Source organism: Actinomadura geliboluensis, assembly GCF_005889745.1.
In the GTDB taxonomy this organism is placed as follows: domain Bacteria; phylum Actinomycetota; class Actinomycetes; order Streptosporangiales; family Streptosporangiaceae; genus Spirillospora; species Spirillospora geliboluensis.
On the sequence record NZ_VCKZ01000229.1, the window covers coordinates 1 to 14,858 of the forward strand.

At 73.6% G+C, this 14,858-nt stretch carries 16 protein-coding genes; 10 read left to right on the top strand and 6 right to left on the bottom strand.

Features of this window, described 5'->3' with window-relative positions; translation table 11 throughout:
* On the bottom strand, nucleotides 1-954 hold a 954-nt coding region (locus tag ETD96_RS27050), incomplete at its 3' end, for a sensor histidine kinase (RefSeq protein WP_205719481.1).
* A 417-nt stretch (nucleotides 955-1,371) separates the two neighbouring features.
* On the opposite strand from ETD96_RS27050, the gene ETD96_RS27055 reads away from it, so the two are divergent.
* Both ETD96_RS27055 and ETD96_RS27060 read left to right on the top strand, forming a co-directional pair.
* Entirely contained in the window at nucleotides 1,372-1,587 is a 216-nt protein-coding gene (locus ETD96_RS27055; RefSeq protein WP_138639308.1) for a hypothetical protein, read from the top strand.
* A 137-nt stretch (nucleotides 1,588-1,724) separates the two neighbouring features.
* Nucleotides 1,725-2,522 (top strand): methyltransferase domain-containing protein, encoded by a 798-nt coding sequence (locus ETD96_RS27060; protein ID WP_138639309.1) that lies wholly within the window; start codon nucleotides 1,725-1,727, stop codon nucleotides 2,520-2,522.
* Between the two features lie 15 nt (nucleotides 2,523-2,537).
* On the opposite strand, the gene ETD96_RS27065 is transcribed toward ETD96_RS27060, so the two are convergent.
* The 4 genes from ETD96_RS27065 to ETD96_RS27080 all read right to left on the bottom strand — a co-directional run bounded on the left by ETD96_RS27065 (nucleotide 2,538) and on the right by ETD96_RS27080 (nucleotide 6,554).
* On the bottom strand, nucleotides 2,538-4,220 hold the full coding sequence (locus ETD96_RS27065) for an acetolactate synthase large subunit (protein WP_138639310.1): 1,683 nt from the start codon (nucleotides 4,218-4,220) through the stop codon (nucleotides 2,538-2,540).
* 141 nt (nucleotides 4,221-4,361) lie between these two features.
* On the bottom strand, nucleotides 4,362-5,381 hold the full coding sequence (locus ETD96_RS27070) for an LLM class F420-dependent oxidoreductase (protein WP_138639311.1): 1,020 nt from the start codon (nucleotides 5,379-5,381) through the stop codon (nucleotides 4,362-4,364).
* A 130-nt stretch (nucleotides 5,382-5,511) separates the two neighbouring features.
* Nucleotides 5,512-5,712, bottom strand: coding sequence for a DUF397 domain-containing protein (locus tag ETD96_RS27075; protein ID WP_138639312.1), 201 nt, complete (start codon nucleotides 5,710-5,712; stop codon nucleotides 5,512-5,514).
* On the bottom strand, nucleotides 5,709-6,554 hold the full coding sequence (locus ETD96_RS27080; RefSeq protein ID WP_138639313.1) for a helix-turn-helix domain-containing protein: 846 nt from the start codon (nucleotides 6,552-6,554) through the stop codon (nucleotides 5,709-5,711). The genes ETD96_RS27075 and ETD96_RS27080 overlap by 4 nt, the downstream gene beginning before the upstream one ends.
* 191 nt (nucleotides 6,555-6,745) lie before the next feature.
* On the opposite strand from ETD96_RS27080, the gene ETD96_RS27085 reads away from it, so the two are divergent.
* Nucleotides 6,746-7,306: an ATP-binding protein gene (locus ETD96_RS27085; protein WP_240808265.1), complete on the top strand. Its 561-nt coding sequence runs from the start codon at nucleotides 6,746-6,748 to the stop codon at nucleotides 7,304-7,306.
* Nucleotides 7,307-7,363: 57 nt separating this feature from the next.
* Here the strand turns inward: ETD96_RS27085 and ETD96_RS27090 are convergent, their stop codons facing one another.
* Complete coding sequence (locus ETD96_RS27090) at nucleotides 7,364-7,960, bottom strand: TetR/AcrR family transcriptional regulator (RefSeq protein ID WP_138639314.1); 597 nt, start codon at nucleotides 7,958-7,960, stop codon at nucleotides 7,364-7,366.
* A gap of 60 nt (nucleotides 7,961-8,020) precedes the next feature.
* Between ETD96_RS27090 and ETD96_RS27095 the strand changes: the two genes are divergently transcribed.
* From ETD96_RS27095 to cobA, 7 genes are all read left to right on the top strand, one after another.
* The gene (locus ETD96_RS27095) at nucleotides 8,021-8,656 is read left to right on the top strand and encodes a GNAT family N-acetyltransferase (protein ID WP_138639315.1); all 636 of its coding nucleotides are present in this window, start codon (nucleotides 8,021-8,023) and stop codon (nucleotides 8,654-8,656) included.
* The gene (locus ETD96_RS27100) at nucleotides 8,653-9,159 is read left to right on the top strand and encodes a hypothetical protein (protein WP_138639316.1); all 507 of its coding nucleotides are present in this window, start codon (nucleotides 8,653-8,655) and stop codon (nucleotides 9,157-9,159) included. The genes ETD96_RS27095 and ETD96_RS27100 overlap by 4 nt, the downstream gene beginning before the upstream one ends.
* Before the next feature lie 75 nt (nucleotides 9,160-9,234).
* The gene (gene cbiE / locus ETD96_RS27105) at nucleotides 9,235-10,533 is read left to right on the top strand and encodes a precorrin-6y C5,15-methyltransferase (decarboxylating) subunit CbiE (RefSeq protein WP_240808266.1); all 1,299 of its coding nucleotides are present in this window, start codon (nucleotides 9,235-9,237) and stop codon (nucleotides 10,531-10,533) included.
* Between the two features lie 52 nt (nucleotides 10,534-10,585).
* On the top strand, nucleotides 10,586-11,182 hold the full coding sequence (locus tag ETD96_RS27110; RefSeq protein ID WP_138639317.1) for a precorrin-8X methylmutase: 597 nt from the start codon (nucleotides 10,586-10,588) through the stop codon (nucleotides 11,180-11,182).
* Nucleotides 11,179-12,204: an Rv2231c family histidinol phosphate aminotransferase CobC gene (gene cobC, locus ETD96_RS27115; protein WP_138639318.1), complete on the top strand. Its 1,026-nt coding sequence runs from the start codon at nucleotides 11,179-11,181 to the stop codon at nucleotides 12,202-12,204. The genes ETD96_RS27110 and cobC overlap by 4 nt, the downstream gene beginning before the upstream one ends.
* A 16-nt stretch (nucleotides 12,205-12,220) precedes the next feature.
* Nucleotides 12,221-13,321: a nicotinate-nucleotide--dimethylbenzimidazole phosphoribosyltransferase gene (cobT, locus tag ETD96_RS27120; protein WP_138639319.1), complete on the top strand. Its 1,101-nt coding sequence runs from the start codon at nucleotides 12,221-12,223 to the stop codon at nucleotides 13,319-13,321.
* A 185-nt stretch (nucleotides 13,322-13,506) separates the two neighbouring features.
* Nucleotides 13,507-14,745 carry a uroporphyrinogen-III C-methyltransferase gene (gene cobA, locus ETD96_RS27125; protein WP_138639320.1) on the top strand — a complete coding sequence of 413 codons (1,239 nt, stop codon included), beginning with the start codon at nucleotides 13,507-13,509 and terminating at the stop codon, nucleotides 14,743-14,745.
* Nucleotides 14,746-14,858 lie beyond the last annotated feature (113 nt).

Below are 14,858 nucleotides of genomic sequence, written 5' to 3' on the forward strand. Positions count from 1 at the left end.
GACATTGGTGAGCGCCTCCTGCACGACGCGGTGCGCGGACGCCGGCACCTCGGGCGGCAGCGGGCCGAGATCGGGCGCGATCACCAGCGCGGCGGGCGGATGGTCGAACCCTTCGACGAGCTCCCGGAGCCGCGCGAGGTCCCCGACCGGACGCCGGTCGGCCCCGCGGGCGTCCCCGTCGGCCGCGTTGACGTGCTGGGCGTCGCGCAGCAGCCCGACCATGCGCCGCATCGAGGTGAGCGCCTCGGTCCCGGCCTTCTCGATGCCGCCGAACAGGTCGTCGAGCTCGTCCGGACCGGGCGGCGCCGCCCCGGACCGGGCCGCGAACCGCGCCGCCTGGGCCTGGACGACGATCCCCGTCACATGGTGGGCGACGAAGTCGTGCAGGTCGCGGGCCAGTTCCAGCCGCTCGTCCCGGCGCGCCGCGGCGAGGGACCTGGCGCGCCGCGCGTCCATCGCCCGCAGGTACAGCCCGATGCCGGCGGCGATCCCCACGGTGATGCCGAGCGGCGCGGTGAACAGCACCGCCGCGAGCGCCGACCAGCGCAGCGGCGTCGACAGGATCGCGGCGCCGAGCAGCAGCGCCGTGGGGACGAGCCGCCGCCGCGGCATCTTCCACGCCGTCCGCACGAGGAGGATCAGCAGGGCGCCGATCTCCGCGAACAGGCTCGGGACGGCGGGCCCGCCCTCGGTCCCCGGCTCCATCGCGAAGAGAAGGGTGGTGAGCGCCGACAGCGACCCGGCGACGACCGCCCACACGGCGAAGCGCCGCCCGGAGACCGCGGCGGCGTTGGCCACGGCCGCGACGAGCACCAGCCACGAGCCGGGGTTGAACGGGGGCCCGGCGACGAGGCAGCCCAGCAGGTACAGCCCGGCGAACGCGGCGTAGGCGGTGCGTGCCAGGCAGCCGCCCAACAGGTGGATGCGGTCCAGCCGGGCCCCGATGTCGCTCACGCCCATGGAGCGTACGACCCGCGGCCGACCGCCGGATCGACCGTTCGGCCGATACTCCGCCGCCCGGGACCGATCCCGCGCCCGATGCGAAGGCCGGGCGGCCCCGCGCACGCTGGAGGCATGTACCTGATCTATGTACCGTTCGTCCTCGCGTTCGCGGCCTTCGTGATCTACGGCGGCATCGTGATGCCCGCCATGGAGATCGCCGAGTCGTTCCGCGGCCGCCGCCGGTCCTGAGCCGGTCGAATAAAGGTTCGAGAATGTCAGAGGGGCCGCGTAGCGTTGACCTTGTGATTCGGGCGACACCTGGGAACAGATGCCGAACCGAGTGGCTTGTACAGGCGTACCAACGGGTATGTGAATGACGGTGGCGATCCGCACCGGCGCGGCCCACCGGGCTTTGGAAGGGGCGTTGGCATGAGCGCAGCGACCGGCACGTTCCATCTCTCCCACCCGCGGCTGGACGGGCCCGCCGAGCGGACCGTCGTCGAGCCGTGGCTCACCGACCTTTCCCATGCGTCGCTGAACGCCTACGCCGAGATCCCGCCCGCGCTGGCCACCGTCGAGGCGCTGCCGATGCGCGCGGCCCCGTCCCTGCGGCCCGCGCCCGCCCACGTCGCCGTGGCCGCCTGACCCCGGACCGACGACGAAGGGGGCCGAGAAACCTCGGTCCCCTTCACTTTCGCCTGGCTGTCTCATATAGAAAGACTCATTTCTCAAAGTGTGAGAAACGATCGTAGGGTGAGGGCACGGCACAGAGAGGCGATCCGATGTCCCCTGAAGCGACCTACACCCACGGCCACCACGAGAGCGTCCTGAGCTCGCACACGTGGCGGACCGTCGAGAACTCCGCGGCCTACCTGGTCGATCACCTGCGTCTCGGCGCGTCCGTCCTGGACGTCGGCTGCGGCCCCGGCACGATCACCGCCGGGCTCGCCGAGCGCGTCGCCCCCGGCCGCGTTGCCGCCACCGACTCCGCCGAGGCCGCCCTGGACGAGGCCCGCAAGAACGCCGCCCTCGCCAACGTCGAGTTCGCCGTCGCCGACGTCCACGCCCTGCCCTATGCCGCCGGCACGTTCGACGTCGTCCATGCCCACCAGGTGTTGCAGCACGTCGCCGACCCCGTCCAGGCGCTGCGCGAGATGCGCCGCGTCACCCGGCCCGGCGGCATCGTCGCCGCACGCGACGCCGACTTCGGCACCATGGCCTGGCACCCGGACCCGCCCGGCATGGACGCCTGGATGCCGATCTACTACAGGGTCGCCCGCGGCAACGGCGGCGAACCCGACGCGGGCCGCCGCCTCGTCTCCTGGGCCCGCGCCGCCGGGTTCACCGACATCGCCGCGTCGGCCTCGTCCTGGTGCTACTCCACGCCCGACGAACGCGAATGGTGGAGCGAATCATGGGGCGGCCGCCTGCTCCGCTCCTCGGTCGCCGACCACGCCGTCGCCGGCGGCCACGCCACCCGCGAAGAGCTGCGGCGCGTCTACGACGGCTGGAAGGCGTGGGCCGCCGCCGACGACGGCTGGTACGCCGTCACCCATGGCGAGATCCTCTGCCGCGCCTGACGCCTGGCGAGCCGGTCAGAACGGGTCGGTGAGGTCGCCTAGCTTGTCCGTGAGTTGAAGGTTGTGGGAGTAGTCGACGGGGACGGTGACGACCGAGACGGCGTCGTCGGCCAGGGCCTTGCGGAGGGTCGGCAGGAGGTCGTCGGCCGCCTCGACGCGGTAGCCGCGGGCGCCGAAGCTCTCCGCGTACTTCACGAAGTCGGGGTTGCCGAACGTGATGTGGGAGCTGCGGCCGAGTTCGAGGTCCATCTTCCAGCCGATCAGGCCGTAGGCGGAGTCGTCCCAGATCAGCACGGTGATCGGGATGTTCTCGCGGACGGCGGTCTCCAGCTCCTGCGAGTTCATCAGGAACGCGCCGTCGCCGGTCGCGGCGAGCACGCGGCGGTCGGGGCGGGCGAGCTTGGCGGCGATCGCGCCCGGCACGGCGAAGCCCATCGACGACAGGCCGTTGGAGACCAGCAGCGTGTTCGGCTCGTAGGTCGGGTACATGCGGGCCATCCACATCTTCACCGCGCCGGTGTCGGCGAGGACGATGTCCTCGCGGCCCATGGCGGCGCGGATGTCGGCGACGACGCGGCGCGGCGACAGCGGGTGGCCGTCCTCGGCGGCGCCCTCGGCGAGCTCCTCGCGGAGCAGCTCGCGGATCCGGCGGCTCGTCGGCGGACGGCGGTGGGCGCGGTCCGCCCCGGTGTCGTCGAAGCGGCGGTGCACCGCGTCGGCGAGCGCGTACAGCGACCGGGAGATGTCGCCCTGGATGCCGACCTCGACCGGGTAGTGCTCGTCGACCTCGGCGGGGAACTGGTGGATGTGGATGATCTTCTTGTCGGCGGTGGGGTTGACCTTGACGGGGTCGAACTCCTGGAGCTCGTAGCCGACGGCGATCAGCACGTCCGCCTCGTCGAAGCCGAAGCTGACGTAGTCGCGCCGCATGAAGCCGACGGCGCCGAGAGCGTTGCGGTGGTCGTCGGGGAAGACGCCCTTGCCGTTGAACGTGGTCGCGACCGGCAGGCCGAGGTGCTCGGAGAAGTGGACCAGCGCGGCGCTCGCGCCGGCGCGGGTGGCGCCGTGCCCGGCGAGGACGATCGGCCGCCGGGCGAGCGCGAGCACGTCGGCGGCGCGGGCGATCTGGGACGGCGACGGCTCCTGCGCCCGGACGGTGTTCACCGGCAGCGGCGCGAGGCCCGGGGCGACCTCCGCCGCCTCGACGTCCTCGGGGATGGCGAGGTAGACGGCGCCGGGCCGCTCGGTCTGCGCGGTCTTGAACGCCTTGCGCACCATCTCCGGCAGCGCCTCGGCGCGCGGCGCCAGCTCCGCCCACTTGGTGATCGGCCGGAACAGCGACACCAGGTCGATGATCTGGTGCGACTCCTTGTAGATGCGGTCCAGCCCGACCTGCGCGGAGATCGCCACGACGGGGGTGCTGTTGGTGGTGGCGTCCGCGACGCCGAGCTGCAGGTTGATCGCGCCGGGCCCGAGGGTCGCGGACGCCACCCCGGCGCGGCCGGTGAGCCGGCCGTAGATCTCCGCTATGAACGCGGCGGCCTGCTCGTGCCGGACGAGGACGTAGCGGATCGACGAGTCGTTCAGGGCGTCGACGAAGTGGATGTTCTCCTCGCCCGGGATGCCGAAGACGTACTCGACCCCCTCCGCCTCAAGGGTCCTGACGAGCAGCCGGGCGGCGGTCTCCTGCGTGGACATCGTGTGTCCCATCTCCAGTCCGCGAATCGTGGTGCGTGTCTCTGGGTGCCTTCGGTGCAGCACCCGGAGACATGCCTCGATTCCGCGCGGTGATGTGCAGTTGATCTCGTCGAGAACCGCCGCCGGCCGGCGGCGGCGCCGTCAGGAGTCGGCCAGGTCCTTGATGGCGCGCAGGGTCGGCTCGTCCCGCACCCCGGCGATCAGCACGGTGCTGACCGGGCTGTCGCGCCAGAGCTGGAGCCGCTCCTTGATCCGGCCGAGCGGGCCGAGCAGCGAGATGGCGTCGGCCAGCTCGTCCGGCACGGCCTTGAACGCCTCGTCGCGGCGGCCGGCCAGGAACAGCTCCTGGACGCGCTGGGCCTGCTCCGCGAAGCCGAGCCGGCCGATCAGGTCGAGGTGGAAGTTGCGGTCCTTGGCGCCCATCCCGCCGATGTAGAACGCGAGCGGCATCTTGGCGAACTCCAGCGCCGAGGCGAGGTCGTCGGTGACGATGGTGGTGACGGTCGCGGCGATCTCGAAGCCGTCCGGGCGGTTCGCGAGCGACGCGCCGAAGACGGAGTCGATCTGCTGCGGGTCGACGAACAGCGGCAGCCAGCCCTGCGCGACCTCGGTGGACAGCGCGACGTTCTTCGGCCCCTCGGCGCCCAGGTAGACGGGGATCTCCGAGCGGACGGGGTGCACGATCGACTTCAGCGGCTTGCCGAGCCCGGCGCCGCCGGGGTAGGGCAGCGGGTAGTGCGGGCCCTCGCTGGTCACTGGCCCTTCGCGGCGCCAGATCTGCCGGACGATGTCGAGGTACTCGCGGGTGCGGGCGAGCGGCTTCGGGAACGGCTGCCCGTACCAGCCCTCGACGACCTGCGGCCCGGACGCGCCGAGGCCGAGGATCACCCGTCCGCCGGACAGCGCGTCCAGGGTGAGCGCGTGCATCGCGGTGGCCGCCGGGGTGCGCGCCGACATCTGCACGACGGCGGTGCCGAGCTTGATCCGGGAGGTGCGGGCGGCGTACCAGGCCAGCGGGGTGAACGCGTCGGAGCCGTACGCCTCGGCGGTGAACACCGAGTCGTAGCCGCAGCGCTCGGCGGCCAGCACCGTCTCGGTCTGGTCGTCGGGTTCGCCCTGCCAGTAGCCGACGTTGATGCCGAGCTTGAGTTCCGCGGTCACGTTCACCCTCCGGTTGTCGACGCACCGCGATACTAGAACACGTTCTAGTTTCTCGGAAGGGGGACCCGGTGGGCGGACGCGCCCGGGGGCCGCGGCGGGCGCGTCGCCCGCCACGGCCCCCGGCCGGTCGCTAGCTCTCCTTGATCGCGTCCAGCAGGCCCCGCCAGGCGGCCGGCGTCAGCACCAGGGCCGGTCCGGCGGGATCCTTGGAGTCGCGCACCGCGCGGAGGGTGCGGGTCAGTGGCGCCACCTCGACGCACTGGTCACCGCTACCGCTGCGGGACGACTTGCGCCAGACGGCGCCGGTGAGTTCGCGCTGCAGGTTGGTCACGGGCTGCTCCTTGCTGCCTCGGCTATGAGGTGCGCGGAATCCTCGGGGGACAGGGCGTCCGCCTCGATGCGATCGAAGCGGTCCCTATGCTTCGCTATTTCCTCGGCGCTCTCAAGGTAAACGTCACCCATAGTGCCCTCGACGTAGGCGATATCGGGGTCTGCGGGGTCTGGATACGACAATATGGTGAAACGTCCGTCTAGGCCCGCATGTGCCGCTGATTTATACGGAAGTACCTGAATCGTCACGGTTGGGTGGGTCTGCCCGATGGTGGCGAGCGACTCCAGCTGCGCCCGCATCACCTCCACGCCGCCGATCGGGCGGTGCAGCACCGCCTCGTCGAAGATGACCTGGAGGCGCGGCGCGTCGGCGCGGTCCAGCAGCGCCTGCCTGATCTTGCGGGCGGCGATGCGGCGCTCGATGTCCTCCTGGGCGGGCAGCAGCCGGCCCGCCGTGATCACGGCGCGGGAGTACGGCTCGGTCTGCAGCAGCCCGTGCACGAGCTGCGGGTCCCAGGTGCGGATGTGGGACGCCTCGTCCTCCAGCGCGACGTAGCTGCCGGCGAAGACGTCCTGGTAGGCGGTCCACCAGCCGCGCTGGCCCGCCTGCCGGGCGAGGGTGATGAGCGCGTCGCGGTCCGGGCTCGGGACCCCGTAGAGGTCGAGGATGTCGGCGATGTCGCCGGGCTTCGGGCGGGTCTGGCTGGTCTCGAGGCGGGAGACGGTGGCGCGCGACCAGTCCAGCCGGTCCGCCACCTCCTGCAGGGTCAGGCCCTGCTCCTCGCGCAGCTTGCGGAGCTCCCGCGCGAGGCGGCGGCCACGGACGGTGGGGCGGTAAGTCATGGCAGTGGAGTCTTGCGACTCTCGCCGCCCGTCACAACGCGATTGGCCAACCCCGCGCTCCGTGCGGGGCAATTCCGGGAAGAGGCTTGCGATCGTGAGAATCTCACGAGAGTCTTGGATCCGTGACCGCCTGAGGACCGACAGTGACGGTGGCGGTCGTGTGCCCGGGCACCTTGACCACGGGAGGACCCGTGAAGAGCACGCCGGCCGATCCGACGGCGGACGTCATGACCGATCCATCGACCATCACCGACGCGGAGAGCCTGCCCTGCACCGCGCGGGACGGCGACACCGCGCGGGACGGCGGCGACGCCTCCGGCGACGGCATGCCCGGCTGGGTGTGGGCGCTGCCGGGCGGCCCCGGCTGCGCCGGCCACGCCCGCCGCGTGCTGCGCGACGCGCTCGCCTCGCTCGGCGTGCCGCCGGACGCCGTCGCCGACGCGCTGCTCATGGTCAGCGAGCTGGCGACCAACGCCTACCAGCACGCCGGCGGGCACGGGCCCCACGAGCTGTGGCTCTACCAGGGCGGCGGCCGGGCGCGGGAGATCCGCTGCGCGGTCTTCGACGCCTTCGCCGACGCCGCGCTGCCCGGCTACTCGTGGACGTCCGGCGACTGCGGGCGCGGGCTCAGCATCGTCCGGGAGCTGTCCGGCGGGCGCTGGGGGCTGCGGCGCACGCTCTCGCGGCTGGGGCCGTCCGTGCGCGGCAAGGCCGTCTGGTTCGCCGTCCCGGGCGCGGCCTTCTCGTCCTGAGCGCGCCCCGGGCCCGTGCTGAGGCTCGTCCCGGGCCCGTGCTGAGCGGGCCCGGGGTCAGTCCTTCTCCAAGGCGGGCCCGATGTCGCTGACCAGCGCCAGCAGCGACCGGGAGAGCAGCGTGTGCACCTGCTCGCGGTCGAGCGTCTTCTCCTGCAGCCACTGCCGCGTCGCCGCGTCCACCAGCCCCGAGTAGACCCGCAGGACGGCCCGCAGCGTCTCCGTCGGCTCCGGCACCCGCAGGACGGCGAGCATGTGCTTGACCGCCTCGTCCTTGAACCGGTTGACGATCCGCAGGAGCTCGGGGTCCTGCCCGAAGCCCTCGGCGTCCAGCGCCGCGAACCAGGTCGTCGCGTTCCGCTCGGCGGTGTCGAGGAACAGGTTCACCAGCAGCTCGACGGACTCGGGCAGCGTCAGCCGGTCGTCCGGCGGCGGGGCCTGCATCGCCGCGGACGCCGTCAGCCCCTGGACGACCTTCAGAAACAGCTCGCGCTTCGTCCCGAAGTAGTAGTGGATCAGGCCGCGCTGCACGCCGGTCTCCCGGGCGATCGCGGCCGTGGACACCTCGGCGTAGGGCAGCTCGGTGAACATCCGCCGAGCGACGGCCAGGATCTGGGCACGCCGTTCGTCCGGGGACAGGCGCTGGTAGCTCACCGTGGCAGCCTATTCTGTGCGGGCGGCCCGCGCCGTGCGGGCGGCGTGAGGGGAGCGCGCGTGAACGGCTTCGAGGAGACCGTGCGCCTCGCCGGCGAGCGGCTCGTCCTCCGCCCGTTCGGCCTGGACGACGCCGCGGTGCTGATCGAGGTGATCCGCGCCGGGGAGGACTTCCTGCCGCCCAACTTCCCGACCGCCCTGGAGGCCGAGCCCATCGCCTGGTTCCTCCAGACGGGCGTCCACAACATTCAGCATCTGGGCCTGGGAATCCATCTCGCGGTGACAGAGCGGTGCACCGGTGACCTTATCGGCACGATCGGGCTGTTCAAGGTGGAGTGGGCGCAACTGACGTGCGAGGTCGGCTACGGGATGCGGCCGGCCGCGCGCGGGCGCGGCTACGCGACCGAGGCGCTCGGCCTCGTCGCCGACTGGGCGCTGCACGACTGCGGGCTGTTCCGCGTGGAGCTGCGGGCGATGGTCACCAACCACGCCTCGATCCGCGTCGCGGAGAAGGCCGGCTTCCTGCGCGAGGGCGTCGCGCGCGGCGCCGAGCGCGACGCGGACGGCGTCAACCGCGACATGATCGTGTTCAGCCGGATCGCGACCGATCCGCCGCCTTCCGGCGCGCCGCGGCCGCATCCGGGCGGCGCCTCCGCGAGGCTCGGCGCCGACGACGAGGAGGGACGGCACCAGTGACCGCGACGGATCGGACGCTCGTGATGTACGGGGAGGGCGCGCGCGAGGCGGCCCATCGGATGCTGCCGACGCTGCCGGAGGAGCGCTTCGTCCCGGTCGGCGCGGGAGCGGAGGCGGTCCGCGACGCGGTCGGCGCGGCGGTCGGGGACGGGCTCGCGCAGGTCGTCCTGGTCGCGGGCCTGGGCGAGCAAATCGCCGTGCTGGGCGGCATGACGGGCCTGCTGGAGTCGGTCACGCTCGACATGGACTGCGGGGTCGCGCTGGCCGGGGAGGTGTCGCGGGCGGCGACGCCGCGCGACGTGTACGCGCTGTGGGAGGCGGCGGGCAAGCTCGGGCCGTGCGGGCGGGAGCTGTGCCGCCGGACGGCCGGGGAACTGGAGCGCGTCGCCGCCGAGGCGGCCGGCGCGCAGTCCGGGTCCGCCGCGCCGGTCGCGGCGCAGGTCGTCCTGGTGGACGCGGCGGGCGAGCGCATGGTCGGCATGTACGGGCGGATGGCCCGGTGAGCGCCCGCTAGATCGGTTCGGTGGGGACCGGTTCCGTTGGGGGCCGGCTCGGTAGGCGATTGGCAGGGCAGGGCGATGCTTACGGTCGTCGGCCGCGATGGTTCGCCGCTTTCCGGCGCGGCCGTGGCGGCTTTGGAGAGTGCTGTACTGGTGGTGGGCGAGGCTCGCCTGCTTGACGGCCTGCCGTTGCCGCCGGACGTCCGCAAGGTCGCCGCCGACGACGTGGCCGGGGCCCTGCGGGAGGTGTTGGAAGAGGCCGATGCCGCCGATCAGGACGTCGTGCTCGTCGTGGGCGGGGATCCGGGCTACTTCGGCATCGTCCGCGAACTCCTCGAACAGGGGTACGCGCCTGAAGCCATCCCTGCGACGCCGCTGGTGGCGCGGGCTTTCGCCCAGGCGGGGCTGCCCTGGGAAGACGCTGTGGTCGTCTCCGCCAGGGGCGGGCACCTCAGGCAGGCGGTGAACGCGTGCCGTGCCCACCCGAAGGTGGCCGTGCTGACCGGGCCTGGTGCGGGGCCAGCGGAACTGGCGCGCGCGCTGTTCCCGGTGACGCCGCGTTCGTTCGTGGTCTGCGAGGACCTGGGCGGGCCTGGGGAGCGGGTCGTGTACGTCCGTCCTGCGGAGGCCACCACCCGTCCATGGAACAGCCCTGATGTGGTGCTCGTCCTGGACAACCGGTACGCCCTGGGGGAAACGGGCTGGGTTTCGGGGCCTCCGCGTACGCCCGCCGGGTGGGCGCTGCCCGCGGACGCGTTCGGCGACGGGTCCGGCGACGTATTCGGCCTGAGCCCGGAGGTCCGGGCGTTCGTGCTGGCGAAGCTCGGTCCGGGCCTAGGCGACATGGTGTGGGACGTGGAGTCGGGCGACGGCTCTGTGGGCATCGAGTGCGCGCGCTTTGGTGCCGCCGTGGTCGCCATGGACCGCGACTACGCGGCGTGTGAGCGCGTCCGGCGGAACGTGCGCCTGCACGGGGTCAAGGTGGCGATGGCGTCCGGCGACGTCCGGTCCGCCGCCGGCCATCTGCCGCAGCCCGACGCCGTGTTCCTCGGGCCTGGGGTGTTCTCAGGGCAGGGCGGGGCGGAGGCCGTCCGGGTGTGCGCCGGGCTGAGCCCGTCCCGTGTCGTCGCCGTTCCCTCGCTCGGCGACGTTCAGGTCATACTGGACATCCTGGATGAGCGCGGCTTCACCTCCGGCGCCGTCCAGCTCCAGGCGGCCCGGCTGACCCCACCGGAGCGGCCGGGAGATCCGGTGGCCGTCGTCTGGGGGGAGCGGGACGTCCCGGCCCCGGCGCGGCGGGCGCCCCGGACGGACCGTCCCATCGAGACGATCCCCGCGCCGCCCGACGAGCCGGACATACCGCCCGGCGCGGCGTGAAACCCTGGTACCCCGTCCGGAAGCAGGCATCCGGAGCACTGGAGGAGCGCAGTTGACCGTCCGTCAGCCCCACCCGATCGAGGTCCGGTCGTACGAGATCCTGCGGTCCCGCGTCGACCTGTCGCCGATGCCGCCGCTGTGGCGCGCCGTCGCCGAGCGGGTGATCCACGCCACCGCCGACCTGGAGTACGCGGTGGACCTGCTGACCAGCGAGGAGCACCTCGCCCGGGGATGGGCCGCGCTGCGCGGCGGGGCGCCGATCGTCACCGACGAGGGCATGGTCGCCGCCGGGATCACCGCGCGCGAGACGCTCTGCCACGCCGCCGACCCGGCCGCCGCCCGGATGGCGCGCGCCGCCGGCATCCCGCGCTCGGCCGCGGCCGTCCGGCTGTCCTACTCCGAGGTCGGGCCGGGCGCGGTCTGGGTGGTCGGCTCCGCCCCCGAGGCGATCTTCGAGATCATCGCCCGCCGGGTCGAACCGGCGCTGGTCATCGGCATGCCGGTGGGGTTCGTCGGCGCCTGCGAGGCCAAGGAGGCGCTGCGCGCCAGCGGGCTGCCGCAGCTCAGCAACGTCTCGGAGAAGGGCGGCTCCGCGGTCGCGGCGGCCGCCGTCAACGCCCTGCTCTACCACGAGGCGGCCCGCGCATGAGCGCCGCGTACGAGGTCGATCTGCGCCACCACGGCGACGCGGAGGTCGGCGGCGGGCTCGCCGACTTCGCCGTCAACGTCCGCACGGGCATGCCCCCCGCGTGGCTGGCCGAGCGCATCCGGGCGTCCGTCGCGGACCTCGCCGCCTACCCCGACCCGCGCCCGGCCCGCCGGGCGGTCGCGCGGCGGCACGGCAGGTCCGTCGAGGAGGTGCTGCTCACCGCCGGGGCCGCGGAGGCGTTCGTGCTGCTCGCGCGCGTCCTCGCGCCGCGCCGGGCGGTGGTGGTGCACCCGCAGTTCACCGAGCCCGAGGCCGCGCTGCGGGCCGCCGGACACGAGGTGGAGCGGGTGATCCTCAGCAAGGACTTCACCCTCGACCCCGGGCTCGTCCCGGAGGACGCCGACCTCGTGGTGGTCGGCAACCCGACCAACCCCACGTCGGTCCTGCATCCGGCCGACACCGTCGCCGCCCTCGCCAGGCCCGGCCGGACGGTCGTCGTCGACGAGGCGTTCATGGACGTCGTCCCAGGCGAACCGGAGTCCCTCGCAAGCCGGCTCCCCACCGGCGTCGTGGTCATCCGGTCCCTGACCAAGACATGGGGGCTCGCCGGGCTCCGCGCAGGCTACGTCTTGGCCGACCCCCATTTGGTGGGGCGGCTCGCAGAAGCACAGCCACTCTGGGCCGTGTCCACCCCTGCGCTCGTAGCCGTCGAAGCCTGCTCCTCGCCGGAAGCCGTAGCCGAGGCCGAGGCATGGGCCGTCCAGCTCGGCGAAGAACGCGACCGGCTGGCCGCAGAGCTGACCGGACGCGGCCTGTACGTCGTCCCAGAAGCGCGTGCGTCGTTCCTGTGCCTGTGCGTGCCCGACGCCCTCGGCATCAGGGCGCTCCTACGGCAACGCGGCTACGCCGTCAGGCGCGGCGACACCTTCCCAGGGCTCGGCTCGGACTGGCTGCGCATCGCCGTTCGCGACCGTCCGTCCAACGACCGGCTGCTCGACGTACTGGGCGAGCTCGGCATCTGACCGCAGAGAGGACGCTGTGAACCTGATCGACGAGACCATCGCCGCCATCGCCCCGCTGGACGAGGCGGCCGTCCGGGACGCCCGCGACCACCAGGCGCGGCTCACCAAGCCGCCCGGGTCCCTCGGCGTCCTGGAGGAGGTGTCGGTCAGGCTCGCCGGGCTGGCCGGGCAGTGCCCGCCGCCGCTGCCCGAACCCGCCGCCGTCGCGGTGTTCGCCGCCGACCACGGCGTGCACGCGCAGGGCGTCACTCCGTGGCCGCAAGAGGTCACCGCGCAGATGGTGGCCAACTTCCTGGCCGGGGGCGCCGTGGTCAACGCGTTCGCCGCCCAGGTCGGCGCCCGCGTCACCGTGGTCGACGTCGGCGTCGCCGCCGAACTGGACGCCGCCCCCGGCCTGCTCCGCCGCAAGATCGCGCCCGGCACCGCCGACATGACGGCCGGACCCGCGATGACCGCCGAGCAGACCCGCCGCGCCGTCGAGACCGGCATCAGTGTGGCCCGCGCGCTCGTCGCCGAGGGCGCCCGGTGCCTGCTCACCGGGGACATGGGGATCGCCAACACCACCGCGTCCGCCGCGCTGATCGCCGCCTTCACCGGCCTCCCGCCGGAGGACGTCACCGGCCGCGGCACCGGCATCGACGACGCCACCCACGCGCACAAGGTCGCGGTCGTCCGCGCCGCCCTGGACCGGCACGGCCTCGCCCCCGGCCACGGCACGGCGCCGCTGGACGTCCTCGCCGCCGTCGGCGGGCTGGAGCACGCCGCGCTCGCCGGGTTCGTCCTCGGCGCGGCCGCGCTGCGCGTCCCGGTCGTCCTCGACGGGGTGATCGCGGGCGCCGCCGCGCTGGCCGCCGCCGCGCTCCGCCCGGACGCCCTCGCCGGGTGCGTCGCCGGGCACCGCTCGGCCGAGCCCGGCCACGCCGCCGCCGTCGCCGCCCTCGGCCTGCGGCCCCTCGTCGACCTGGAGCTGCGGCTCGGCGAGGGGACCGGCGCCCTGCTGGCGTTGCCGCTGGTCCAGGGCGCGGTGCGGGTCCTGCACGACGTGGCCACGTTCGACTCCGCCGGGGTCAGCGAGAAGCCCGGCGCGGCCGGGGACGACGCCTCCGGACGGCCGTAGCGGCGTGATCAACGGTTGAGTCACGCTCGGCTATCGACTGGGCGGAGCCCCTCTGCAGGGACTCCATATCCCGAGTACCTTTATTCCACAAAGAAACTTGCCGGTCACCGTCGTCCGCAAGCGCCCCGCACGTCGAACGAACCGCACGTCAGCCGCCCACCGCAACCGACCGAGAGAACCATCACGTGCCCCCGTACCTGCTAGGCCTGCGACTCGGCGGGCGACGCGTCCTCGTCGTCGGCGGGGGCCGGGTCGCCCAGCGCCGCGTGCCCGCGCTGCTGGACGCGGGCGCCGAGGTCGTCCTCGTCTCGCCGCACGTCACCGCCACCCTGGAAGGGCTCGCCGAACGGGGCCGGATCACCTGGCACCAGCGGCCCTACAAGCGCGGCGACTGCGCCGGCGCCTGGCTCGTGCAGGCCGTCACCGACGACGCCGCGGTCAACGGCGACGTGGTCGCGGAGGCCGACGCCAAACGGATCTGGGCGGTGCGGGCCGACGACGCCGAGTCGTCCCCGGCCTGGACGCCCGCCAGCGGCCACGCGGGCGACGCGACCGTGGGCGTGCTGCTCGGCGGCGACCCGCGCCGCGCCGCGGGCATCCGCGACGCCGTGGTGGAGGGGCTCCGCGACGGCGCCCTCGAATCCCGGCACTCCCGGCGCAAGCCCGCCGGCGTCGCGCTCGTCGGCGGCGGCCCCGGCGACCCCGGCCTGATCACCGTGCGCGGGCGGCAGCTGCTCGCCATGGCCGACGTCGTCGTCACCGACCGGCTCGCCCCCGGCGGCCTGCTGGACGAGCTGGCCGCCGACGTCGAGGTGATCGACGCCGCGAAGATCCCCTACGGCCGCACCGTCACCCAGGACCGCATCAACGAGTACCTGGTCGAGCACGCCAAGGCCGGGCGCTTCGTCGTCCGGCTCAAGGGCGGCGACCCGTTCGTGTTCGGCCGCGGCGGCGAGGAGGCCCTGTACTGCGCCCGCCACGGCGTGCCCGTCACGGTCGTCCCCGGCATCACCAGCGCGGTCGCCGTGCCGTCCGCCGCGGGCATCCCGGTCACCCACCGGGGCGTGTCGCAGGAGTTCCACGTCGTCTCCGCGCACGTCCCGCCCGGCCACCCCGACTCCACCGTCGACTGGGCCGGGCTGGGGCGCGCGCGGGGCACGATCGTCCTGCTCATGGCGGTGGAGCGGATGGCGCTCATCGCATCGGCCCTCATGCGCTATGGTCGATCGTCCGACACGCCGGTGGCCGTGGTACAGGACGGCACGCTCCCCGGCCAGCGGGCGCTGACGGCGACGCTGGGCACGGTGGCCGACGAGATGGCCGCCGCCGAGATCAGGCCCCCGGCGATCGCGGTGGTCGGCGACGTGGTCGCCGTGGCACGAGAGATCGACATGATTCGAGCGGACATGGGACGGGATCCGTGACACCCCCGGCAGAGCGAAGCGCGGTCCACGACGAGGAGGCCGCCGGCCAGGGACGCGGAATCGAGGACTCCGCGCCCGACAACGCCGTGCCCGAGAAGGACGCCGTGCCCGAC